This window comes from Amycolatopsis thailandensis, from assembly GCF_002234405.1.
Taxonomy (GTDB): Bacteria; Actinomycetota; Actinomycetes; order Mycobacteriales; family Pseudonocardiaceae; genus Amycolatopsis; species Amycolatopsis thailandensis.
This window is the reverse complement of the sequence record NZ_NMQT01000016.1, coordinates 128,044-151,117: the sequence shown is the minus strand read 5'-3', so window position 1 is coordinate 151,117 and position 23,074 is coordinate 128,044. Positions and strand designations below refer to the sequence as shown.

Below are 23,074 nucleotides of genomic sequence, written 5' to 3'. Positions count from 1 at the left end.
CTTCAAGCACGCGAGTCCCGTGCTCAATCACGTGAGTGCGGTGCCTCCCCGGACCGCCGCCAGGTGCGGTGGCTCCACTCCAGGAAGCGTTCCACCCCGCGGACGACGTGTGCGCTGCGGATCGAGGGGAAGACGTCGAAGGCGTGCTGCGCGCCGGAGATCTCCGCGTACGCGACCTCACGCCGGGACTTCTCCCGCAGGCGCCGCACGAATTCGCGCGCCTCGCCCACCGGCACCAGCGAGTCGTGGACGCCGTGGATCACGAAGAACGGGGGCGCGTCCTCGGTGATCCGGTCCAGCGGTGACGCCGCGATGTAGTCGTCGAGGAAGTTCACCGGATCCCTGTCCGCCTCGAAGACGTGCCGGGCGATCAGGGTCTTCAGCCGGGTCTGGCTGGATCGCCGCCCGCTGGTCGCGGCGAAGTCGTACACGCCGTAGTGCGGGGCGCACGCCTGGACGCTCGTGTCCGCCTCGGTGAAGCCGGGCTGCAGCGCGGGGTCGTTCGCGGTCAGTGCCAGGAGCGCCGCGAGATGCCCGCCCGCCGAACCCCCGGTGACGGCGACGAACGACGGGTCGCCACCGTAGGACTCGGCGTTGTCCCGGATCCAGGCCAGCGCGCGTTTCGCCGCGATGATGTGCGCCGGCCAGCGGGCGGCGGGGGAGAGCGGGTAGTTGATCGCGATACAGATCCAGCCGCGTTTGGCCATGTGCAACATCAGCGGCAGACCCTGCTGGTCCTTGTTGCCGATCACCCACGCGCCGCCGTGCACCTGCAGCAGGATCGGCGCCCCGGTGACCGGTTCGCGCGGGGCGTAGACGTCGAGCAGGAACCGCTTCCCGCCGGGCGCGTAGGCGATATTTCGTGTCCGCCGGACTTCCGGGTCGCGCATGCGGAACGGCATGGCCAGCTGACCCCACGGGGTCGCGAGGTCGGTCGGGCTCGGCGGGTGCTCGAGTTCGTCGGCGTAGGCCTTGCCGATGCCTTCGGTGAGCGCGGACTCGATCTCGCCCCGGGCCCACTGGGACTGCGCGATCAGCGTGCCGAGCCCGGCCGCCGACGCCGTCGCGAGCGCGAGACCGGCCTTGCTCGACCCGCCCCGGTGCCGCGCGACGTGCGCCGCCGCGTCGGCCGCGGTGAGCGCGAGCAGATGCGGGGCCAGCTCTCCGGTGAGCCAGCCCGCGAAGAACGCCGGAACCGCCGTCCGGGCCCCTCTCGGCGGCTTCAGCGCGTTCGCGGTGAGCGCGAGCTGGAGTGCCTGACGGACGACGAAACTCGGTTGCATGGGCACCGATCCTACCGCCGGGTGACCGCCTAGAACCGGTTGCAAAGTTCACTTAAGGTGATTCTTATGCAGAGATTGAGCGGTCTCGACGCGAGTTTCCTCTACCTGGAGACACCCGCCCAGGTCCTGCATGTGTGCGGGCTGCTCACCCTCGACGGTTCGACGATGCCCGGCGGCTACGACTTCGAGCGCTTCAAGGAGAAACTGGCCGAGCGCGTCGAGCTGATCCCGGCATTCCGGCGCAAGCTGCACAATCCACTCTGGAACCTGACACATCCGGTCTGGGTCGAGGACGAGGACTTCGACCTCGAAGCCCACGTTCACCGGATCGGCGTACCCGCGCCCGGTGACCGGAGGGAACTGGCCGACCTCTGCGCCCACATCGCGGGACAACGACTGGACCGCGCGCAGCCGCTCTGGCAGTTGTACGTCATCGAAGGCCTGGCGGACGGCGGGATCGCGGTCTTGCTGAAGATGCACCACGCCAGCGTCGACGGGGTCGGCGGCGCCAGCCTGATCACCTATCTCGCCGGTCTCGAACCGGACGCGCCGCCGCCGGAGATCGCGCGAGACGAACGCCACAACGGAGGCGTCCCGGGCAGGCGTGCGCTGCTCGGCGCGGGGCTGACGTCGTTCGCGAAACGCCCGGCCGAGGTCGTCAAACTACTGCCGGACCTGCTCGGACTCGTCCCGAAATGGCTCGGCAAAGCGTTGCAGGGCAAGGGGATGCCGGTCCCGTTCACCGCGCCGCGCACGTCGTTCAACGGGACGATCACCGCACACCGAAGCGTCGCTTACACCTCTCTCGACCTCGACGAGGTCAAACAGATCAAGAACGCCTTCGGAGTGACGGTCAACGACGTCGTCCTCGCCGTCGTTTCCGGTGCGCTGCGGCGGTTCCTGCTGGATCGCGGCGAACTGCCGGAAGATCCGCTGGTGGCGACTGTGCCGGTGTCGGTGCACGAACGCACCGAACGCGACCACGGCAGCAACAAGGTCTCGGCGTTCTTCGCCTCGCTGCCCACCCATCTGGAGGATCCCGCCGCGCGCGTGTTCATGCTCGCGGAATCGAACCGGCAGTCCAAAGACCACCACCACGACATCCACGCCGACATGCTCCAGGACTGGGCCCAGTTCTCGGCCGCGACCATGTTCGGCCTCGCGGTGCGCGCGTATTCCGCGCTGCGCCTGGCCGAACGGCATCCGGTGGTGCACAACCTGGTGGTGTCCAATGTGCCCGGTCCGCCGATGCCGCTGTACCTGCTGGGCTGCCGGATCACCGGGCTCTACCCGCTCGGGCCGGTGTTCCACGGCGCCGGGCTCAACGTCACCGTGCTGTCCAACGCGGGCCGGGTCGACGTCGGGCTGCTCGGCGCGCGCGAACTGACCGGAGACCTGTGGCCGCTCGCCGACCACTTCCCGGACGCTCTCGAGGAACTGCTGAAAGCCACCTCCTAGATCCTCCCCCTTGCCGTCGGGCCTCCTTCCGGATAAGACTAGAACAGGTTTCAGTATTGTGCCCGTTCGCCCCGGTGAGGAGCCAGTGTGGACTTCCAGTTCGACGAGACGCAGACCGAGGTCATCGCGCTGACCGCGGGTGTGCTCGGCAAGGAGCGCGAGCCCGCGGACACGTGGCGCGCGCTCGCCGACGCCGGTCTGCTCGCCCTGGCATTACCCGCCGAACTCGGCGGTGACGGCCTCGGCGTCGCCGAAGTCGCCTTGGTGCTGACCGAACTCGGCCGCGTCGCCTCGCCGGCGCCCGCGCTGGCGACGCTCGCCTTCGGGGTCCTGCCGGTCACGGCGCTCGGCGGCCCGGACCAGCGTGCGGCGCTGCTTCCGCCGGTCGCCGCGGGCGAATCCGTGCTCACCGCCGCCCTGCACGAACCTTCCGCGCCGTTCACCACCCGGCCCGCGACCGTCGCGGAATCGGCCGGGGATTGGCGGCTGAGCGGGGTCAAGGTCGGCGTGCCGTTCGCGGCGGAGGCCACCCGGATCCTGACGCCCGCCTCGCTGCCCGGCGGCACCGGCGTCTTCCTGATCGATCCCCGGGCCGACGGCGTGACGCTGACTCCGACGAGAACCTCTTCCGGCACACCGGACTACACGATGACGCTGGATTCCGTGACCGTCACCGACGCCGATCTCCTCAACGGGCACGGGCCCGGCGAGTCGATCGCGGCCCTGCACTGGTTCGCGCTCGCGGGCACCGTGGCGTTCGGCGACGGACTGCTCGCCGGCGCGCTCGCGCTGACCACCAAGCACGTCGGCGAACGTGAACAGTTCGGGCGTCCGCTGGCGGCGTTCCAGGCGGTGGCGCAACAGATCGCGGACGTCTACGTCGCGTCGAGGACCGTCCAGCTGGCCGCGCGGTCGGCGGTCTGGCGGCTCGCGGCGGGGCTCGACGCCGAGGCGGAACTGGACATCGCGGCGTATTGGCTGGCGGAGGAGGCGCCCGGGGCGCTGGCCGTCTGCCATCACCTGCACGGCGGGATCGGCGTGGACGAAACGTATCCACTGCACCGGTTCTCGTCGGCGGTCAAGGATCTGGGACGAACGCTCGGCGGCGCCTCGCATCGGCTGGCCGCGTTGGGCGAACAGGTGGCGGGGTGAGAATGCTGATCGAACTGACCGCTGCGCAGCACCAGTTGCGCGCAGAACTGCGAAAGTACTTCGCCGGCCTGGTGAGCGCCGACGAGCGGCGCGCGATGCTGCGCGAGCGGCACGGACCGGTGTACCGCGAGATCGTGCGGCGGATGGGCCGCGACGGCTGGCTCGGCGTCGGCTGGCCCGAACAGTACGGCGGCCGAGGTTTCGGCGAGATCGAGCAGCACATCTTCGTCGACGAGGCAGCCAGGGCCGACGTCCAGCTGCCGTCGGTGACCTTGCAGACCGTCGGGCCGACGTTGCAGGCTTTCGGCACCGAGGAACAGAAGTCCTTGTTCCTGCCCAAGATCCTCGCGGGCGAGGTGCATTTCGCCATCGGCTACACCGAACCCGACGCGGGAACGGACCTCGCGTCGCTGCGCATGACGGCGGTGCGCGAAGGGGACGAGTACGTCGTCAACGGCCAGAAGATCTTCACCACGGGCGGGCATGACGCCGACTACATCTGGCTGGCCGTGCGGACCGCGCCGGACGCGCCGAAGCACAAGGGGATCTCGATCCTCATCATGGACACCCGGGATCCCGGTTACTCGTGGACGCCGATCATCACCTGCGACGGCGCGCACCACGTGAACGCCACCTACTACTCGGACGTCCGGGTGCCCGCGAACATGCTGGTGGGCAAGGAGAACGAGGGCTGGCGGCTGATCACCACCCAGCTGAACCACGAACGCGTCATGCTCGGCCCGGCCGGGCGCGTCGGCGGCCTCCACGACCGAGTCCGCGACTGGGCTTCGTCCCGGAAGACCCCGGACGGCACCCCGTTGCTCCAGCTGCCCGACGTCCGAGGCGTACTCGCGGAAACCCTGGCGACCGCCCGGGTCAACGAACTGCTGAACTGGCAGGTCGCGGCCTCGACCGCGACCGGACCGGTGGCGGTGGCCGACGCTTCGGCCACCAAGATCTTCGGTTCCGAACGCATCCAGCGGCTGGCCAGGAGACTGGAGGAGATCGTGGCGCGACACGGCGATCAGGCCGACGCCGAAACCGCGGAACTGGCGCAATGGCTGGACGTGGTGGCCAAACGCAATCTGGTGCTGACCTTCGGTGGCGGTGTCAACGAGATCCAGCGCGAACTGATCGCCACCGCCGGCCTCGGCCTGCCGAGGGTGCCGCGATGAGCATCCAGGAAGCGGCGGAACGCATCGCCGCACAAGGGGAATCCGCGCCGAGGGCCGCCCGTGACGCGGTCAACCAGGCGATGGTCAACAACTGGGTCGAAGCCATCGGCGACCGCAATCCGGTGTACGTCGACGAGGAGTTCGCCGCCGGAAGTGTCCACAAGGGACTGGTCGCGCCGCCCGCGATGGCGCAGGTGTGGACGATGGGCGGGCTGCACTGGACGAGGGCTTCGGACGACCCGCTCGGCGCGATGATGGAGGTGCTCGACGAAGCCGGGTTCACCTCGGTCGTCGCGACCAATTCCGAGCAGAACTACTTCCGCTATCTGCGGCACGGCGAACGCGTCGAGGCGACCGCGAAACTCGAAAGCGTCGTCGGGCCGAAACGCACCGCGCTGGGCGAAGGCTGGTTCGTGACCACGAAGACCACCTGGTACGTCGGTGACGAGGCCGTCGCGGACATGGTGTTCCGGGTGCTGAAGTTCCGGCCGCCGGGCGCCGAACCCGCCAAGCCCTCGGCCCCGGTCCTGCGGCCGGTGATCAGCAAGGACACCGAGTTCTTCTGGGCCGGACTGCGTGAAGGGGAACTGCGGATCCAGCGCTGGGGCGAGACCCTGCGGCATCCGCCCGGCCCGATGCCACCGGACGGTGACCTCGACGCCAAGCCGGACCACGTCGTCGCGTGCGGCCGCGGGACGGTCTACAGCTACGTGGTGCACCACCATCCGAAGGTGCCCGGCAAGGATCTGCCGTTCGTGGTCGCGCTCGTCGAACTGGAGGAGGGCGTCCGGGTGATGGGCGAACTGCTCGACGCGGATCCGGGGTCCGTCCACATCGGACTCGGCGTGGAAGCGGCTTTCGTGAAGGTCGACGAGGAACTGACGTTGCCCGCTTGGAGGGTCGCGCGATGAAGGACTGTTCGGTCGGCACCGAGCTGCCGCCGCTGATGATCGAGGCCACCCCGACCTTCGTGGTGAGCACCGCGGTGGCGACCCGGGATTTCCAGGACGTCCACCACGACCGTGACGCCGCCGTGCGGCGCGGGTCGAAGGACATTTTCGTCAACATCCTCACCGACACCGGCCTGGTGCAACGATTCGTCACCGACTGGGCGGGACCGGAGGCTTTCGTGCGATCGATCAAGATCCGGCTCGGCGTGCCCTGCTACGCCTACGACACGCTCACCTTCACCGGCCGGGTCACGGAACGGGACGGTGACGACGTGGTGATCTCGGTGTCCGGTGTGGACAGTCTCGGCGAGCACGTGGTGGGCACCGTGGCACTCACGCTGGGAGGCGAGTGATGACCCTGTCCGGACGGGCGGCGATCGCCGGGATCGGCGCGACGGAGTTCTCCAAGGATTCCGGGCGCAGCGAGCTGCGCTTGGCGTCGGAGGCGGTCTCGAGCGCGCTCAAGGACGCCGGTCTTTCTCTGTCTGATGTGGACGGACTGGTGTCGTTCACCATGGACGGCAACAGCGAGATCGCGGTGGCGCGGGAACTCGGCATCCCGGAACTCAAGTTCTTCAGCCGGATCCACTACGGCGGCGGAGCGGCCGCGGCGACCGTGCAGCAGGCCGCGATGGCCGTCGCGACCGGCGTCGCGGACGTCGTCGTCGCGTACCGGGCGTTCAACGAACGGTCCGGGATGCGGTTCGGGCAGGTGTCCTCCGCCGCGGCGGGGCAGGTGAACTCCTCCGGCGTCGACAACGCGTTCCACTACCCGATGGGGATCGCGACCCCGGCCGCGACCGTCGCCATGCTCGCCCGGCGCTACATGCACGAGTACGGCGCGACCAGCGAGGACTTCGGCCGGGTGGCCGTGATCGACCGCGCCCGCGCGGCGACGAACCCGAAGGCCTGGTTCCACGGCAAGCCGATCACGCTCGAAGACCATCAAGCCTCCCGCTGGGTCGCCGAACCGCTGCACCTGCTGGACTGCTGCCAGGAGAGCGACGGCGGGGTCGCGCTGGTGATCACCAGCGCCGAACGGGCGCGCGACCTGCCGCACCGGCCCGCCGTGATCGCGGCGGCCGCGCAGGGGAGTGGTCCGGACCAGTACGTGATGACCAGCTACTACCGCGACGACCTCCCGGCGCTGCCCGAGATGGGGGTCGTTGGACGGCAGCTGTGGGAGCAGTCCGGCCTCGGGCCCGGCGACATGGATCTCGCCGTGCTCTACGACCACTTCACCCCCTATGTCCTGATGCAGCTGGAAGAACTCGGCTTCTGCGGGAAGGGTGAGGCCAAGGACTTCATCGGCGGCGGCACCCTGGAGCTCGACGGGAAACTCCCGCTCAACCCGCACGGCGGGCAGCTGGGGGAGGCCTACATCCACGGGATGAACGGGATCGCCGAAGGGGTCCGGCAGCTGCGGGGCGACGCCGTCAACCAGGTCGACGGGGCTTCCCGGGTGCTGGTGACCGCCGGAACCGGCGTACCTACGAGCGGACTGGTCTTGACCGCGGGCTGAGATCACCCCGATGCCCGATGGTGTACTAGTGCGCCACCTGCGACGGTGAGAGGGATACCGGCCAGGAGGTGACATGTCTGGACCACTCGTCGTCGCGTGGGCCCTGACCGCGGTGTTCGCCGCGCTGGTCCTGCCGTGCGTGCTGAGACTCGTCCGGCTGGACTACGGGCGCCAGGGCGCGGCGGTCCGCAACGGCGATCTCGCCGAGCTGCTGCTCGTCGTCGCCATGGTCGCGATGCTGTCCCCGGTGGGCGGCCCGATCCCGGCGGCCGGCTGGCAGGCGGTGCTGGCGCTGACCGCGGGCTGGTTCGCCGTCTCGTGGTGGAAGGGACGGCGGTCCGGGCACGCCGCGTGCGGGCACCACGCGGTCTCCGCCGCCGCGATGCTGTTCATGGTGACGGCCATGCCACACAGCGAGGTTTCTCACGGTCCGTGGCTGGTGATGTCCGGCCCCGGCGGCGGTTCGGCGCTGTGGCTTTCGCTGGTCTTCGGTGCCGTGGCCGCGTACTTCGCGGTGGACGCGGTGCGCGCCGGTGTCCTGGCGGCGCGGGGCACCGAGCGCTCCGGTCAGGTGTCGCGGTGGGTGTGCCGGGTGATCATGGGCGTGGGGATGGGGTACATGCTGGTGGGCGCGGCCCTCTGACGTTTCCCGGCCGCATTCAGAGGACTAAACGCGGACGCGGCGGCTGCGTCCCGTGTGTTGTGAAAGCCACTTTCGCAACACTCACCGTTGCGAAAGTGGCTTTCGCAACGTCCGCGACAGGGCAAGGCCGGATGTAGTGAAGGGCTCCTTAGCTACCCTGAAGGTAGTGAAGGAGCCCTTCACCGCACGTGCCGGCGTGAGCGAGGCCAAGAAGGCGCGATGCGAAAGCCACTTTCGCAACGTTGAAGGTTGCGAAAGTGGCTTTCGCATCACAGGCGCTCAGCAGCTCAGGTGAGCGGTACCCGTCGGACGACGCCGTCCTCGGCGTCGCCCGCGTCCGGCAGGCCCTCGGCCGGGTTGTCGGCGGCCCACTTGCCCGCGTCCGCGATGTCGGTGTCGAGCGCGGCGATCAGCGCTTCCGACGACGGGTACGCCTTCTGCTCCCGCAGGTGGTGCCCCAGCCACACGGTCAGCACCTCGCCGTAGAGGTCGCCGCTGAAGTCCAGCAGATGCGCCTCGACGAGCCGGTAGCCGTCCGCGCCGTAGTACGTCGGGCGCCTGCCGACCGAGACCGCGGCCGCGATGCGCGTGCCGTCGGCGCGTTCGGCCCAGCCCGCCCACACTCCGTCGCCGACCTGGCCGTCTTGGTCGCGCAGCGCGATGTTGGCGGTCGGGAAGCCCAGTTCCCGGCCCCGCTGATCGCCCTTCTCCACCTGGCCACGGACCACGAAGTACTCCGCCGTCATGCCGCCCCCGTCCTCGCTGTCACGAAAGCCATGAATACCACGCCTCGCAGCGGAGGTCGACCGCCGTCCACGCCACGGACAGTGTCCACTGTGTACTCGGTCACGTCGTGACGAGCCGGTATCCCAGGTCGAGTTCCGTCCGGCCCAGCAGGCCGACGTGATGCCGGTGCCAGTGCCCGTCGGCGAGGTCGGCGCGCAACCGGCCGACGGCGTCGGCGACGACGTTCTGGTCCAGCAGGGCCACTCCGGACATCCCCGCGCGCACCCGCTCGGACAGATACGCCTCCGGCCTGCGCCAATACGCGCCGAGGAAACCGTCGACGCAGTCCGAGGGAACCGGCAGCGGAGCGACCTCGGGTGTCTCGCCCGCCGCGCGCAACTCGTCGACGATCCTGTCGAGGCAGGCCAGCCTGCTCTCGTGCTCGGCGATCTCCGGCAGGTAGTCCCGCACCAGCCAGAACCGCGCGAACACCGCCTGGTCCCAGGTCACGATCACCTGGCGACGGGACACGCGCCGCAACTCGGCCAGCCCGGCGGTCACGTCCGTCCAGTGGTGCACGGTGAGCACCGCCAGGGCGACGTCGAAGGCGTTGTCGCGGAAAGGGAGCCCTTCCGCACAAGCCTGGACGGCGGGGGCCGCACCCCCGGGACGCTGCGCGATCATCCGCGACGACGGCTCGACGGCGATCACGTCGCGGTCTTCCGGCTCGTAGGAACCGGCGCCGGCGCCGACGTTGACCACCGAGCGCGCGTCGCCGAGAGCGGCTGTCACGGTGGCCGCGATCCTGGGGTCCGGACGTCTTGATCGCGCGTAGTCCCGGCCGAGTTCGGCATACGGATCGGAGATCAAGGGGCGCACCCGGCCGAGTCTAGCCAGACCCGCTACCTGCGGGAACGATGATTCAGTCTGTCGTGGTCAAGAAAGTGTCGGAAAGGACGGGTGCCTCGTCCCGATCCGGTGCCGACGTCGTGATCAGCAGCCCGGCCTGCTCCCGCCAGACGCGCGTCCGCAGCGGTTCACCGGGGAAGACGACGCCGGCGAACTTGGCCGAGAACGACGCGACGCGGGAGGTGTCGCCGTCGAGGAACTCGTCGGTGACGGCCTTCGCGATGACGCCGTAGGTACACAGCCCGTGCAGGATCGGCTTGTCGAACCCGGACGCCGCGGCGAACGCGGGGTCGGCGTGCAGGGGGTTGCGGTCCCCGCAGAGCCGGTAGAGCAGCGCCTGCTGCGGCAGCGTCGGGGTGTCGATGACCGCGTCCGGCTCCCGCGACGGGAGTTCGACGCGGTCGGACGGGCCGCGTTCACCGCCGAAACCCCCTTCGCCACGGGCGAAGATGCTCGACCGCAGCGTCCACAGTGGAGTCCCGTCGGAGTCGGTGGCGACGGTCTCGTTCACGATCACGGCCGCCTTGCCCTTGTCGAAGACGTCGACGATCCTCGTCCGCGCCACGGCCTTGCCCGAGGTCGGGATCGGCCGGTGCGCGATCACCTCCTGCTTGCCGTGCAACACCTTCCCGAGGTCGACCTCGACGCCGGGGAAGGAGACCGCGGGCGGTTCGAACACGCGCAGGTTCGCCGCCACGGTGGCGAACGTCGGCAGCACCTGGAGGCCGTCCTCGTAGGTGTAGCGCAGCTCTCGCGGGCTCATCGGATCCGCTCCGGCGCCCAGCGCCAGATGGTAGAGCTGCACGTCCGACGCGGTCCAGGCGAAGCTCACCTCGCCGAGGTCGGCGCCGATCGCGACCGAAGGATCGATGGGCACGGGAAGACTCCTACTCGTAGGTGACGGTGACCTCGTCGGTCAGCGGCAGGGACTGGCACGCCAGCACGATGCCTTCGGCGATGTCGTCGCCGTCGAGGACCTCGTTGTGCAGCATCTTGACCTCGCCGGAGGTGATCCGGCAGGCACACGCGCTGCACTGGCCCTCGCGGCAGGAATACGGCGCGTCGAAACCCTTCTCCAGCAACAGGTCCAGCAGTTTCGTCCGGCGCGGCCAGCCGAGGTTCCTGGTCTCGCCGTCGAGGGTGACTTCGACCTTCGCCGGGGTCTCGGCCTCTTCGACGGCGACGGGCTCGGCCACCTCGAACGGGTTCCCGCCGAGGGACAGGAACCGTTCCAGGTGGATCCGTTTGCGTGGCAGCCCGAGCTCCTTGAGCACCGTGCGAGCGGCGTCCATGAACGGGCCGGGGCCGCAGATGAAGGCCTCGTGCGCGGTGTACGGCGCCACCAGCGCGCGCAGGTGCGCCTCGGTCGGCAGCCCTTGCAGGCTTTCCAGCCAGTGCACCACGACCAGCCGGTCCGGATGCTTCCCGGAGAGGTCCGCGAGCTCCTTCGCGAAGATCACCGACGCTTCGTCGCGGTTGGCGTAGAGCAGCACCACCTTGCCGGTCCCGTGCTCCAGCGCGGACTTCAGGATCGACATCACCGGCGTGACGCCGCTGCCGCCCGCGAGCAGCAGGAAGTCCTCGTCGAGCGACGCGGGGCTGAACACCCCGGCCGGCGGCAGGACCTGGACCTCCTGGCCCGCCCGGAGGTTGTCGCAGAGCCAGTTCGACCCGTAGCCGTCGGCGGTGCGTTTGACGGTGACCTGGACCCGGTTCTCGTGCGGCGCGCTGGAGAGCGAATAGCAGCGGGCCACCGACCCGGTCCGCTCGCTGGGCACCCGGACGGTGAGGAACTGCCCTGGCGTGTAAGCGAAAACGGAGACGTGCTCGGCCGGGATCTCGAACACGATCGAACGCGCGTCGGCCGTCTCGGTGATCACCTCGGCCACGGTCACGGTGACGGGACCGCTCATTCGGGAACCTCCAGCAGTCCGTCCTTCAAGGCGATCTCGATGCTTTCGCTGAGATTGCCGCAGGTGTCGAGCAACGCCGTCTGCGCCCCGGAGGCCTTCTGCTCCGCGAACACCGGGCAGCTGCGGGACGCGTCGCTCGTCCACTGGATGCTGGTGTGCTGCATGCTGCTCTTCTTGACCAGCACGCAGGTCCCGCAAGCGCGGCAGTTCAGCGGCCGCAGCCCGGCGGTGAGGAACTCGACGGTCTCGGGCTTCACACCCCGGCCTCTTCCGCCTGCTGCCTCGCCAGGTTCTCGGCCACCTCCGCCGCCCAGACCTCGTTGGCGCGGCTGGTGTCCACTTCGAACTCGAACCGCCGCGTCATGTCCTCGGTGACGTCGGCGGCGTCCACGTAGAACTGGTCGTACCAGCGGCGCAGCTGATAGACCGGCCCGTCCTCCTCGCACAGCAGCGGGTTGTCGATCCGCGTCTTGTTGCGCCAGATCTCCACGTCCTGAAGGAAGCCGACGCCGATGCCCTTGGCGAACTTGCCGGCGATCTTGTCCGCGTGCTCGTCCGAGACGCCCTCGAACTTCTTCACGCTCACGCCCCACTGGAGCACGAACGAGTTCTCGGTGACCGGGTAGTGGCAGTTGATCAGCACGTTCTCGATCTCGAAGCCCTGGTACGTGTTGAGCAGCTTGTTGATCATGTACGAGGGCCCGAAGTACGACGCCTCCGACCGCAGCAGGTTCTCCTCGCCGCCGTAATTGGACGCCATCCCCTTGTCCGGACGGCCCTTCGTGTTCAGGTACTGGGTGGCGATGTGCCCCTCGAACACGTTCTTGAAGTAGGTCGGGAAGGCGTAGTGGATGTAGAAGAAATGCGCCATGTCGACCATGTTGTCGATGATCTCGCGGCAGTTGGAGCCCTCGATCAGCACCGAGTCCCAGGTCCAGTTGCTCCACTCGCCGGTGAACACGCCCTCGATCCGCGGGATGACGACGTCCTCGGGCGGCGGCTTGCCTTCCGGGTCGTGCCAGACGAACAGCTGCTTGTTCTCCTCCAGCACTTGCCACGTCTTGGTCCGCGCGCGGAGCGGAACCCGCTTGGCGTAGGGGATCGAGACGCATTTGCCGTTGCCGTTCCAGCGCCAGTCGTGGAACGGGCAGGCGATCTCGTCGCCCTTGACCTCGCCCTGCGTGAGGTCGCCGCCCATGTGACGGCAGTACCCGTCGAGCACGTTCAGCTTGCCGGACGAATCGGCGAAGACCACCAGTTTCGTCCCGAACGCCGTGATGGCGTGCGGCTTCCCGTCCCGGAACGACTCGGCCAGGCCGAGACAGTGCCAGCCGCGCGCGAACCGCGAAGGGAGCGCGCCCGCGTCGATCTGCCGTACGGATTCCGTCGTCATCGGCTGCCTCCCGCTTTGGTGTGATCTTGCTTCGCGAGGTGCTCGGCCGCAAGGTAGCCGAACACCATCGCCGGGCCGATCGTCGCGCCGGGGCCCGCGTAGGTGCGGCCCATCACCGCCGCGCTCGTGTTGCCCGCCGCGTAAAGTCCGTCGATCACCGAACCGTCTTCGCGCAGGACGCGCGCGTGCGGATCGGTCCGCAAACCGCCCTTGGTGCCCAGGTCGCCGGGCACGATCTTCACCGCGTAGTACGGCGCGACGTCCAGCGGGCCCAGGCTCGGGTTGGGCTTGTTCCGCGGGTCGCCGTAGTAGTGGTCGTACGCGCTGCGCCCGCGGTGGAAGTCCTCGTCCACGCCGCTCTTCGCGAAGCCGTTGAACCGCCGCACGGTGTTCTCCAGCGCTTCGGCCGGGACCTCGATCCGCTCGGCGAGTTTCGCGATCGTGCTCGCTTTGACCGCGATGCCCGCTTTGAACCAGCGGCCGGGCAGCGGCTGGCGCGGGCCGAGACCGGTGAACATGTACCGGTTGCGGTTGCGCTGGTCGAACACCAGCCAGGTCGGGATGTTCTCGCCGGGCCCGTCACCTTCGCCGTACATCGCGTGCACGGCCTCGACGTAGGGCGCCGACTCGTTGACGAAGCGTTCGCCCCGCGTGTTGACCATCAGGCAGCCCGGCCGCGACCGCTCGGCGAGCGCGAACCACGGCCCGCCGGTCAGCGGGATGGACGGGCCCCACCAGGCGTCGTCCATCAGGTCGACGGCCGCGCCGAGTTTGAGCCCGGCGTCGATGGCGTCACCGGTGTTGGCCTCGGCGCCGACCGTCCACTCCGTGCCGATGGGCGCGCGCTGGTACTTGACCCGCATCTCCTCGTTGCGCTCGAACCCGCCCGCGCCGAGGACGACGCCGAGCCGCGCGCGGATCAGTTTCTCTTCACCCTCGTGGCGGACGACGACGCCGACCACGCGATCGCCCTCGACCTTCAGGTCCACCAGCGGCGTGTTCAACCAGACGGGGACGTTCGCCCGTCGGAGACCCTCGCGCAGCCCGGCCGCAAGCGCTTGCCCCATGGAAAGGAGCCGCTGTCGCCGGATCCGGCCCACGAGCCAGCGTCCGCCGAGGCCGAGGACGCGGAGGATCCCGCGTGGATGCCGGGCGAGCAGGCTCAGCCACCGGTAGTCCGCCTGGGTGATCGGGACGCCCAGCGGGGGAGCGCTGTACGGCGGCTCCAGATTCGCCAGTTCCGGTCCGAGCAGGTTGCCGTCGAACGCGGCCGGCTCGACCGACCGCCCGCCGGGCCGCCCGCCGGGCGCTTCCGGGTGGTAGTCCGAGTAGCCGCGGACCCAGCGGAAGCGCAGCGGCGTCTTGTCGCAGACGAAGGACAAGACCTCGGGGCCGCGGTCGAGGAAGGCCGACCGGAGTTCCGCCGGGACCACGTCACCGACGATCGATTCGAGGTATTCGTGCGCCCGTTCCGGGGGTTCGGAGATCCCGGCGGCACGCAGCGCGTGGTTGCCCGGGATCCAGACGCCGCCACCGGAACGCGCGGTCGAGCCGCCGAAATGGGCGGCCTTCTCCACGACCAGGACGTCGAGTCCCCGATGGGCTGCGGACAGTGCGGCGGTCATCCCGGCGGCACCACTGCCCGCCACGATCACGTCGTAGTCCATACGCCCCTCACCTGAAACACGTTGTAGGAAGCATGTAGCAGCATTCGCGCTGCTCCAGTCACCATAGACGAGAACGTGTTCTAGTTCTAGGGTGGGGTCATGGACTACCTCGTCGCGGATGTGGTGATCGTGGGCTTCGGGGCGGCCGGCGCCTGTGCGGCGATCGAAGCCGCCGACGCCGGAGCCAGGGTGCTGATCCTGGACCGGTTTTCCGGTGGTGGCGCGAGCGCCGTCAGCGGAGGTGTCGTCTACGCCGGTGGCGGGACGGCGCAACAGCGGGACGCGGGCGTCGACGACAGCGTCGACGCGATGTACGACTACCTGCGGCTGGAGGTCGGCGACGTCGTCTCCGAGGAGACCCTGCGGCGGTTCTGCGCGGGGAGTACGGAGATGATCTCCTGGCTGGAAGGCAACGGCGTGCCCTTCGAAGGCAGTCTCTGTCCTTATAAGACGTCGTATCCGAGCGACAAGCACTATCTGTACTACTCGGGCAGTGAGGCGGCGGGTGGCTTCCGCGACGCGGCCAAGCCCGCGCCGCGCGGGCATCGGGTCAAAGGCCCGGGGACCTCGGGAAAGCTGCTGATGAAACGCCTGGCGGAGGCTGTCCGGCGTCGGGGGATCCAGGTGCTGCCGCAGACTGCGGCCCGAAATCTGATCGTGGACGCCGACGGGACCGTGACCGGCGTCGTCGTGTCCACTCTGCGGGACGCTCCCGCGCGCGTGCGGGCGACGCATCGGAAGCTGGCCGCGTACGCCGCGAAACCGGGGATCTACGTGCCGTCACTGCGGAAGTCGCTGCATCGGCGGGTGGAGCGGATCGAACGCCGCTACGGCCGTGAGCTGCGGATATCCGCCTCGCGAGGGGTCGTCCTCGCGGCGGGCGGGTTCATCGCGAACCGCGAGATGGTGCGCGAACACGCGCCCGCGTATCGCGGCGGCCTGGCGCTCGGGACCTCCGCCGACGACGGATCCGGGATCCGGATGGGGGTCGAGGCCGGCGGAGCCACCGCGGAACTCGGGCGGATCTCCGCCTGGCGGTTCATCACGCCGCCGTCGGCGTTCCTCGGCGGCCTGCTCGTGAGCGAGACGGGCGGCCGGATCATCGACGAATCCCGGTACGGCGCGGCCGTCGGCGAACGCATGATCGCCGACCACGAAGGACGCGGGTGGCTGCTGGTCGACGACGCCATAGTCCGGGAGGTCAAGCGGGACGCGCGCGGGCAAAGTCAGTGGTTCCAAGGACTTCAGGTGCGCTACCTGCTGCGGCAAAGAGTCGTCGCGGGTTCGCTGGAAGACGTCGCGCGCAAGGCGGGTGTGGACCCGGCGGGGCTGGTCGCCAGTGTCGAGGCGTCGCGTTCCGGTGCGGATCCGACAGGTAAACCCCCGGAGTTCGCGCGCCCGCTGGACCGGGCGCCGTACTCGCTGATCGACGTCTCGATCAAGCCGAATCTCGGTTATCCGTGCCCGATGCTGACGCTGGGCGGCCTGGTGGTGGACGAGGAAACCGGCGCCGTGCGTTCTGGCGCGGGTGTCCCGATCCGTGGTCTCTACGCGGCGGGGCGGACCGCGGTGGGAATCTGTTCTAGGTCCTATGTGAGCGGTCTGTCGCTGGCCGACTGCGTGTTTTCCGGCCGCCGTGCTGGAGCGCACAGCGCCCTCGACCGGGGATCGGTCGACAAAAACGAGAACGTGTTCTAGTCTTGGATCCGGTTCACGGAGTATGGCGAGAGAGGGAACGCATATGAGCGAGCACGCCGCGCAGGACGTGATCGCGGGGATCCGGGAGCTGCTGCCGGTCCTGCGGGAACGGGCGCAGGAGGCGGAGGACGCCAGGCGCGTTCCCGAGGCATCCGTCAAATCCCTGCAGGAGACCGGTTTCTTCAAGCTGTTGCAGCCGAAGACCTTCGGTGGTCTCGAAGCCGACCCGGTCAGCTTCTACACCGCCGTCAAACTCGTCGCGAGCGCGTGCGGGTCCACGGGCTGGGTCGCCTCCATCCTCGGCGTCCACCCGTGGCATCTCGGCCTGTTCGAGGCGCAGGCGCAGCAGGACGTCTGGGGTGACGACGTCGACGTCCGGATCTCGTCGTCGTACGCGCCGATGGGCAAGGCCGACGTCGTCGACGGCGGCTACCGGCTCAGCGGGCGCTGGAGCTTCTCCTCCGGCTGCGACCACGCGACCTGGGTGCTGCTGGGCGGGCCGGTGTTCAAGGATGGCAAGCCCGTCGATTTCTGCACGTACCTGGTGCCGATCTCCGACTACACGATCGAAGACGTCTGGGACACCGTGGGCCTGCGCGGCACCGGGTCCAACGACATCATCGTGAACGACGTCTTCGTCCCGAAGCACCGCGCGCTCAGCTTCATCGCGACGTCGAAGTGCAAGACGCCCGGCCAGGAGATCAATCCCGGGCCGCTGTACAAGATGCCGTACGGTTCGGTGCATCCGAGCACGATCACCGCGCCCATCATCGGCATGGCGCAGGGTGCCTACGACGCGCACGTCGAGTACCAGGGCAAGCGGGTCCGCGCGGCGTACGCGGGGGAGCAGTCCAAAGAGGACCCGTTCGCCAAGGTGCGGATCGCCGAGGCGGCGAGCGAGATCGACGCGGCCTGGCTCCAGCTGACGCACAACATCGACGAGCTGTACCAGCTGGCGTGCAAGGGGGAGAAGCTTCCGTTCCCCACCCGGCTGCGGGTCCGCCGCGACCAGGTCCGCGGCACGGAGCGGGCGATCTTCGCGATCGACAGGCTCTTCGAGAACTCCGGCGGCCGTGCGCTGAAGGCCGGAACCCCGATCCAGCGGTTCTGGCGTGACGCTCACGCCGGCCGGGTGCACGCGGCGAACGACGCCGAGCGCGCGTACGTCATGTTCGGAACCGGCGCCTTCGGGCTGCCCGTCGAGAATGCGATGGTCTGATGACCGAAGGCAAATACGTCGCCGTCCAAGGTGGACTCAAGCTGCATTACCACGAAGCGGGCGTGGAGCATCCGGAGACGGTGATCCTCCTGCACGGTGGTGGTCCGGGCGCGTCGGCGTGGAGCAACTTCGGCCGCAACCTGCCGGTGTTCGCCAAGAACTACCGGACGCTGGCGATCGACCAGCCCGGGTTCGGCCGGTCGGACAAGCCGACCGAGCATCCGCAGTACTTCCGGCACAGCGCGGACGCCGTTGTCGGGCTGATGGACGAACTCGGCATCGAGCGGGCGCATTTCGTCGGCAACTCGCTCGGCGGCGGGGCCTCCGTACGGCTCGCGCTCAACCATCCGAAGCGCGCCGGACGGCTGGTGCTGATGGGGCCGGGTGGGCTGAGCGTCAACCTGTTCGCGCCCGACCCGACCGAGGGCATCAAGAACCTGGGCCGGTTCAGCGCGCCGCCGGGGCCGAGCCGGGAGAAGCTCGAAGCCTTCCTGCGAATCATGGTGCACGACCAGTCCTTGATCACCGAAGAACTGATCGACGAACGGTTCGCGACCGCGAGCGCGTCCGAGTCCCTCGCCGCGATGAAGGCGATGGGCAAATCGTTCGCCCAGCCCGATTCCTACGAAGAGGGCATGCTCTGGCGTGAGGCGCATCGCCTGCGTCAGCGGGTGCTGCTCATCTGGGGCAGGGAGGACAGGGTCAACCCGCTCGACGGCGCGTTGCTCGCGCTCAAGACGATCCCGCGTGCCCAGCTGCACGTGTTCGGCGGCTGCGGGCATTGGGCGCAGCTGGAGAAGTTCGACGAGTTCAACCGGCTGGCACTCGACTTCCTGGGAGCCTCCTGATGGGTATCCGTTCACTCGCCTACTTGCGCATCGAAGCCACGGACATGGCCGCGTGGCGCGAATACGGACTGAAAGTCCTCGGCATGGTCGAGGGCTCCGGTACGAATCCGGAAGCGCTGTACCTGCGCATGGACGACTTTCCGGCGCGGCTGGTGGTCTTCCCCGGGGAAAAGGACCGGCTCGCCGTGGCGGGCTGGGAGGTCGCCACGGCCGGCGAACTCGACGAGATCCGGGACTCGCTCGACGCGCACTCGGTGCCGTACAAGGAAGGCACGCCCGATCAATTGGCCGATCGCCGGGTCGACGGCCTGGTGTCCTTCGAGGACCCTTCCGGTAACACACTCGAAGTCTTCCACGGCGTCGCGCTGCAACATCGGCGTGTGGTGAGCCCGTACGGCCACAAGTTCGTGACCGGCGAGCAAGGACTCGGGCACGTCGTACTGTCCACCCACGACGATGACGCGTCTTTGCGGTTCTATCGTGACGTGCTCGGGTTCCGGTTGCGGGACTCGATGAAACTGCCGCCGCAGATGGTCGGCAGGCCCGCCGACGGCGCGCCCGCGTGGCTGCGGTTCTTCGGCTGCAACCCGCGTCACCACAGTCTCGCGTTCCTCCCGATGCCGACTCCGAGCGGAATCGTGCATCTCATGGTCGAAGTGGAGAACACCGACGACGTCGGCCTCTGTCTCGACCGGGCCATCCGCCGGAAGGTGCCGATGTCGGCGACCCTCGGGCGGCACGTCAACGATCTGATGCTCTCGTTCTACATGAAGACCCCCGGTGGCTTCGACGTCGAATACGGCTGCGAGGGACGTCAGGTGGACGACGAGAGCTGGATCGCCCGAGAGAGTACGGCGGTTTCGTTGTGGGGGCACGACTTTTCAGTCGGCGCACATCGAGTATCAGGTCAGTCGTGACCCCGGTGACGGATATCGGATCGGGGATCGACGCGGCGCGGTTCCGGACGGTGCTCGGGCACTTCTGCACCGGTGTCGCGGTGGTGACCGGGCACGATGGCGAGGCGCCGGTGGGCTTCGCGTGCCAGTCGTTCGCGGCGCTCTCCCTGGATCCGCCGCTGGTGCTTTTCTGTCCTGCCAAGACTTCCCGGACGTGGGCGGTGCTCGCCGAGTCGGGCCGGTTCGCCGTCAACGTGCTCGCCGAGCATCAGCAGGACGTCAGCGCGGTGTTCGGCGCCCGGGGCGCGGACAAGTTCGCGTCGGTCGACTGGGCGCCCGCGCCGTCCGGATCCCCTTTGCTGGCAGGGGCATTGACGTGGATCGACTGCACGCTCGAAGCCGTGCACGAAGCGGGTGACCACTACGTCGTCGTCGGCAAGGTGACCGCGCTCGGGGAGCCGTCCGATGATCGGCCGCTGCTGTTCCACCGCGGCCGGTACACGGTGACCGAACCGGTGACGGACGCGCTCTCCGCGCTCATGCCGTGGCCGCGTCCCGATGATTGGCTTTAAATGGATAAACGAAAAAATGTAAAGCTGTCCTTTCCGGGTGCTTCCGCTTAGCGTTTTCGGCGGAAGCTCACCAAGGAATGGGGACAGCAACGTGAATTCTCGCAGACTGACCGGAATCGGCTTGGCCGCCGCCGTCGTCACGGTCTTGGCAGGCGTGACGCCGGCGCAGGCCGCCGAGGGCGCGATCGTCGGCGCCGGTGCGGAAGGCGCCATCGCCGACAGCTACATCGTCGTGCTCAAGGACGGGTCCACCGCCGACAAGCCTTCGCTGGCAGGCAAGTTCGGCGGCACCATCGGACGGCAGTACTCGCAGGGTCTCAGCGGTTTCTCGGTGGCGCTGGGCGAGCGGCAGGCGAAGCGTCTCGCGGCCGACCCGGCTGTCGCCTTCGTGGAGCAGAACAAGGTGCTGCGCGCCGAAGCGACGCAGACGAATCCGCCGTCCTGGGGGCTCGACCGGATCGATCAGCGTAAACTTCCGCTGGACAACAAATACACTTATTCGACCACCGCTTCGAATGTGAACGTCTACGTTCTGGACACCGGGATCCGCGCCACGCACACCGATTTCGGCGGCCGGGTGAAGCAGGGGTACGACTTCATCGACAATGACACGAACGCGGACGACGGTTACGGCCACGGCACGCATGTCGCGGCCACGATCGCCGGCGCGAAGTACGGTGTCGCCAAGGGCGCGTCGCTGTATCCGGTGCGGGTCCTCGGTTCCGACGGCAGCGGCACGACCGCGGGGGTGATCTCCGGCGTCAACTGGATCACCCAGAACGCCAAGAAGCCCGCGGTGGCCAACGCCAGTCTCGGTGGTGGCGCGTCGAGCGCGCTGGACACCGCGGTGCGGAACTCCATCAAGGCGGGCGTCACCTGGACGATCGCGGCGGGTAATTCGAACGTCAACGCCGCGAACACCTCGCCCGCCCGGGTCACCGAAGCGCTGACGGTCGCCGCGGCGGACCGCACCGACCGCCGCGCTTCCTTCTCCAACTACGGTTCCGTGATCGATCTGTTCGCGCCGGGCGTCTCGATCACCTCGGCCTGGAAGGACAACGACACCGCGACCTACACCGGTGACGGCACCTCGTTCGCCGCTCCGCACGTCGCCGGTGCCGCCGCGCTGTACCTGTCTTCGCACACCGGTGCCACCGCGGCGCAGGTGGCTCAGGCGCTGATCAGCGCTTCGACTCCGGGGCTGGTCACCAACCCCGGTAGCGGTAGCCCGAACCGCACGCTCTACGTCGGGTAGGTTCCCTCGGTGGTGGCTCGGTCCCGGCGTTGCGCCGGGACCGAGCTTTTCCGTCCGCGTGGTCGTGGCGGGCCGAGGAGTGACCGCAAAGCCAACGGCGGCAAGGACAGCAGCTGTTCGAGTTCGGCGAGCGCCCGGAGGGATTCCGGGCGTTCCGGTCTGCGTCTGCCGGACTGCCAATGGCTCAGCGTCGGCACACTGATGGAGACGCCGCGCAGTTCGAGACGATGGCGGATCCGGTCCAGCGGGAGCCCGCTGGCCGTGATCGCCGCGCGCAGGGCTCGCGGGAACGGTTCTGGATGCAGGGTGGCGCCGGGGAAGATCTTCGGGGGCGTCATGCACTGAAAGTAAGAAGCCGTATCTGGAGTGTCAACGACGTCCGGTGGCCGTCTCAGCCGGTGAACCCTCCGAAAGTCGGATCGGCTCACCCGCTTCGTGCAGACTGCGCAACGCGAGCCGATACGACTCGACGAGCCCCGTCTCGTGATACGGGACGCCAATTTCGGCGCAGTATCCTTGGACGATGGGCCGGGCGCGGCGAAGGTGCGGCGACGGCATACTCGGGAACAGATGGTGCTCGATCTGGTAGTTGAGCCCGCCGAGCGCGACGTCGACGATCCTGCCGCCGCGGACGTTGCGGGATGTGAGCACCTGCTTGCGAAGGAAGTCGAGTTCGGCGTCACCGGACAGGATCGGCATGCCCTTGTGGTTGGGCGCGAAGATCGATCCCATGTAGACACCCCACAGTGCTTTGTGGACGATGAAGAACACGAGCGCCTTGCCGGGCGAGAGGACGACGAGCAGCGCGCTGAAGTAGAGCGCGAAATGCGTCAGCAGCAGGGCGGCTTCGAGCCCGCGCCGCCGGATCCCCGGCTTCGAGACCGCGCGGATGCCGGAGAAGTGCAGGTTCAGGCCTTCGAGGGTGAGCAGCGGGAAGAACAGGAAAGCCTGGTAGCGGCCGATGAACCGGGGGAGCCCCTTGCTGGCCCTGGCCTGTTCCTTCGACCACACGAGGATGTCCGGATCGACGTCGGGATCGAGAGCCTCGTGGTTCGGATTCGCGTGGTGGCGGGTGTGCTTGTCCATCCACCAGCCGTAACTCATGCCCACGCCGAGATTGCCCGCGATGCGGCCGGCGATCTCGCTCGGACGGCGGGTCCGGAACACCTGGCGGTGCGCGAGATCGTGCGACAGCAGGGCGATCTGGCCGAACATCACCGCCTGGAACACGGCGATCCCCAGCTGCCACCAGGAATCCCCGATCGCGAAGAAGGCGACCCAGCCGGAGACGAAGAGGGTGGCGACCAGGCCGATGCGGAAGACGTAGTAGCCGGGACGGCGGTCGAGGAGGCCCGCTTCGCTGACGCGGCGGGACAGGCGGGCGAAATCGCTGCCTGTGCGGAGGTTTGCGGTCACCGGTCCGAGTCTGGCCGGGCGGTGGGGTGGGGTGAATGCGGTGCGCCGGTGGGTCGATGCGGGGGCTGGCCCTACCCTGGGGGAGTGATGCGTGTATGTGGTACTTGAGGTGCTTTTGGTCGCACGAGTTCGCCGAGGAACCCGTGGAGATCTTCAGTGAGGTGGGCGCAGATGGCTACGAGTGCCGGAAGGTGGAGCGCTTCCGGGGTGGCCGCCTCGGCTGGGCTGATGAGCGGCACGAGGTGGGCGGCACGCGCTTGGGTGCCCCTTGACGAGATCAACGCGCAGCAGGAGTTCTCGGCGTCCCGGATCGACGGCGACGAGTTTGAACGGGTGTGGAACAAGGCTCTCGGCAGGGCTGAGGACTGAGCTTGCTCTT

23 protein-coding genes and 1 pseudogene are annotated in these 23,074 nt (G+C 68.6%); 14 read left to right on the top strand and 10 right to left on the bottom strand.

Annotation, left to right across the window (positions count from 1 at the left end; genetic code table 11):
* Positions 1–23: 23 nt before the first annotated feature.
* On the bottom strand, positions 24–1,283 hold the full coding sequence (locus CFP71_RS05240) for an alpha/beta hydrolase (RefSeq protein WP_093932685.1): 1,260 nt from the start codon (positions 1,281–1,283) through the stop codon (positions 24–26).
* 66 nt (positions 1,284–1,349) lie between these two features.
* Here CFP71_RS05240 and CFP71_RS05235 point away from each other — a divergent pair, with 66 nt between their 5' ends.
* The 7 genes from CFP71_RS05235 to CFP71_RS05205 all read left to right on the top strand — a co-directional run bounded on the left by CFP71_RS05235 (position 1,350) and on the right by CFP71_RS05205 (position 8,183).
* Entirely contained in the window at positions 1,350–2,741 is a 1,392-nt protein-coding gene (locus CFP71_RS05235; protein WP_093932684.1) for a WS/DGAT/MGAT family O-acyltransferase, read from the top strand.
* 87 nt (positions 2,742–2,828) lie between these two features.
* Positions 2,829–3,893, top strand: a complete 1,065-nt coding sequence (locus CFP71_RS05230; RefSeq protein ID WP_093932683.1) for an acyl-CoA dehydrogenase family protein — start codon at positions 2,829–2,831, stop codon at positions 3,891–3,893.
* A 2-nt stretch (positions 3,894–3,895) separates the two neighbouring features.
* Positions 3,896–5,068: an acyl-CoA dehydrogenase family protein gene (locus CFP71_RS05225; RefSeq protein WP_093932682.1), complete on the top strand. Its 1,173-nt coding sequence runs from the start codon at positions 3,896–3,898 to the stop codon at positions 5,066–5,068.
* Positions 5,065–5,979, top strand: coding sequence for a bifunctional MaoC family dehydratase N-terminal/OB-fold nucleic acid binding domain-containing protein (locus CFP71_RS05220; protein ID WP_093932681.1), 915 nt, complete (start codon positions 5,065–5,067; stop codon positions 5,977–5,979). Before CFP71_RS05225 ends, CFP71_RS05220 begins: the two co-directional genes overlap by 4 nt.
* Positions 5,976–6,371 (top strand): MaoC family dehydratase, encoded by a 396-nt coding sequence (locus tag CFP71_RS05215; RefSeq protein ID WP_093932680.1) that lies wholly within the window; start codon positions 5,976–5,978, stop codon positions 6,369–6,371. The genes CFP71_RS05220 and CFP71_RS05215 overlap by 4 nt, the downstream gene beginning before the upstream one ends.
* Entirely contained in the window at positions 6,371–7,540 is a 1,170-nt protein-coding gene (locus CFP71_RS05210; protein ID WP_093932679.1) for a lipid-transfer protein, read from the top strand. Before CFP71_RS05215 ends, CFP71_RS05210 begins: the two co-directional genes overlap by 1 nt.
* Before the next feature lie 73 nt (positions 7,541–7,613).
* Complete coding sequence (locus CFP71_RS05205; RefSeq protein WP_093932678.1) at positions 7,614–8,183, top strand: DUF5134 domain-containing protein; 570 nt, start codon at positions 7,614–7,616, stop codon at positions 8,181–8,183.
* 287 nt (positions 8,184–8,470) lie between these two features.
* Here CFP71_RS05205 and CFP71_RS05200 read toward each other — a convergent pair whose 3' ends face one another.
* The 7 genes from CFP71_RS05200 to kstD form a co-directional block, all read right to left on the bottom strand.
* Positions 8,471–8,929, bottom strand: coding sequence for a riboflavin kinase (locus CFP71_RS05200; RefSeq protein ID WP_093932677.1), 459 nt, complete (start codon positions 8,927–8,929; stop codon positions 8,471–8,473).
* A 100-nt stretch (positions 8,930–9,029) separates the two neighbouring features.
* Positions 9,030–9,779: a class I SAM-dependent methyltransferase gene (locus CFP71_RS05195; RefSeq protein ID WP_093932676.1), complete on the bottom strand. Its 750-nt coding sequence runs from the start codon at positions 9,777–9,779 to the stop codon at positions 9,030–9,032.
* Between the two features lie 52 nt (positions 9,780–9,831).
* Entirely contained in the window at positions 9,832–10,695 is an 864-nt protein-coding gene (locus CFP71_RS05190) for a MaoC/PaaZ C-terminal domain-containing protein (protein WP_093932675.1), read from the bottom strand.
* A 10-nt stretch (positions 10,696–10,705) separates the two neighbouring features.
* On the bottom strand, positions 10,706–11,731 hold the full coding sequence (locus tag CFP71_RS05185; RefSeq protein ID WP_093932674.1) for a ferredoxin--NADP reductase: 1,026 nt from the start codon (positions 11,729–11,731) through the stop codon (positions 10,706–10,708).
* Positions 11,728–11,988 carry a hypothetical protein gene (locus tag CFP71_RS05180; protein WP_093932673.1) on the bottom strand — a complete coding sequence of 87 codons (261 nt, stop codon included), beginning with the start codon at positions 11,986–11,988 and terminating at the stop codon, positions 11,728–11,730. The genes CFP71_RS05185 and CFP71_RS05180 overlap by 4 nt, the downstream gene beginning before the upstream one ends.
* Positions 11,985–13,124 (bottom strand): 3-ketosteroid-9-alpha-monooxygenase, oxygenase component, encoded by a 1,140-nt coding sequence (locus CFP71_RS05175; protein WP_093932672.1) that lies wholly within the window; start codon positions 13,122–13,124, stop codon positions 11,985–11,987. The genes CFP71_RS05180 and CFP71_RS05175 overlap by 4 nt, the downstream gene beginning before the upstream one ends.
* Positions 13,121–14,791, bottom strand: a complete 1,671-nt coding sequence (gene kstD / locus CFP71_RS05170; RefSeq protein ID WP_093932671.1) for a 3-oxosteroid 1-dehydrogenase — start codon at positions 14,789–14,791, stop codon at positions 13,121–13,123. Before kstD ends, CFP71_RS05175 begins: the two co-directional genes overlap by 4 nt.
* Before the next feature lie 99 nt (positions 14,792–14,890).
* Between kstD and CFP71_RS05165 the strand changes: the two genes are divergently transcribed.
* From CFP71_RS05165 to CFP71_RS05140, 6 genes are all read left to right on the top strand, one after another.
* The gene (locus tag CFP71_RS05165) at positions 14,891–16,489 is read left to right on the top strand and encodes an FAD-binding protein (RefSeq protein ID WP_093932670.1); all 1,599 of its coding nucleotides are present in this window, start codon (positions 14,891–14,893) and stop codon (positions 16,487–16,489) included.
* 43 nt (positions 16,490–16,532) lie between these two features.
* On the top strand, positions 16,533–17,708 hold the full coding sequence (gene hsaA / locus CFP71_RS05160; protein WP_093932669.1) for a 3-hydroxy-9,10-secoandrosta-1,3,5(10)-triene-9,17-dione monooxygenase oxygenase subunit: 1,176 nt from the start codon (positions 16,533–16,535) through the stop codon (positions 17,706–17,708).
* The gene (hsaD, locus tag CFP71_RS05155) at positions 17,708–18,556 is read left to right on the top strand and encodes a 4,5:9,10-diseco-3-hydroxy-5,9,17-trioxoandrosta-1(10),2-diene-4-oate hydrolase (RefSeq protein ID WP_093932668.1); all 849 of its coding nucleotides are present in this window, start codon (positions 17,708–17,710) and stop codon (positions 18,554–18,556) included. The genes hsaA and hsaD overlap by 1 nt, the downstream gene beginning before the upstream one ends.
* The gene (gene hsaC / locus CFP71_RS05150) at positions 18,556–19,473 is read left to right on the top strand and encodes an iron-dependent extradiol dioxygenase HsaC (RefSeq protein WP_093932667.1); all 918 of its coding nucleotides are present in this window, start codon (positions 18,556–18,558) and stop codon (positions 19,471–19,473) included. Before hsaD ends, hsaC begins: the two co-directional genes overlap by 1 nt.
* On the top strand, positions 19,470–20,024 hold the full coding sequence (gene hsaB / locus CFP71_RS05145) for a 3-hydroxy-9,10-secoandrosta-1,3,5(10)-triene-9,17-dione monooxygenase reductase subunit (protein WP_093932666.1): 555 nt from the start codon (positions 19,470–19,472) through the stop codon (positions 20,022–20,024). The genes hsaC and hsaB overlap by 4 nt, the downstream gene beginning before the upstream one ends.
* Before the next feature lie 91 nt (positions 20,025–20,115).
* Positions 20,116–21,279: a S8 family peptidase gene (locus tag CFP71_RS05140; protein ID WP_425266597.1), complete on the top strand. Its 1,164-nt coding sequence runs from the start codon at positions 20,116–20,118 to the stop codon at positions 21,277–21,279.
* Here the strand turns inward: CFP71_RS05140 and CFP71_RS05135 are convergent.
* Together CFP71_RS05135 and CFP71_RS05130 are read right to left on the bottom strand one after the other, a co-directional pair.
* Entirely contained in the window at positions 21,267–21,617 is a 351-nt protein-coding gene (locus CFP71_RS05135; RefSeq protein ID WP_093932665.1) for a transcriptional regulator, read from the bottom strand. The two genes, CFP71_RS05140 and CFP71_RS05135, sit on opposite strands and share 13 nt — an antisense overlap.
* 31 nt (positions 21,618–21,648) lie before the next feature.
* A complete protein-coding gene (locus CFP71_RS05130; RefSeq protein WP_093932664.1) occupies positions 21,649–22,695 on the bottom strand; it encodes a fatty acid desaturase family protein in 1,047 nt (348 codons plus the stop codon).
* Between the two features lie 35 nt (positions 22,696–22,730).
* On the opposite strand from CFP71_RS05130, the pseudogene CFP71_RS45510 reads away from it, so the two are divergent.
* Positions 22,731–23,064, top strand: a pseudogene (locus tag CFP71_RS45510) (DUF6881 domain-containing protein).
* Positions 23,065–23,074: the final 10 nt, after the last annotated feature.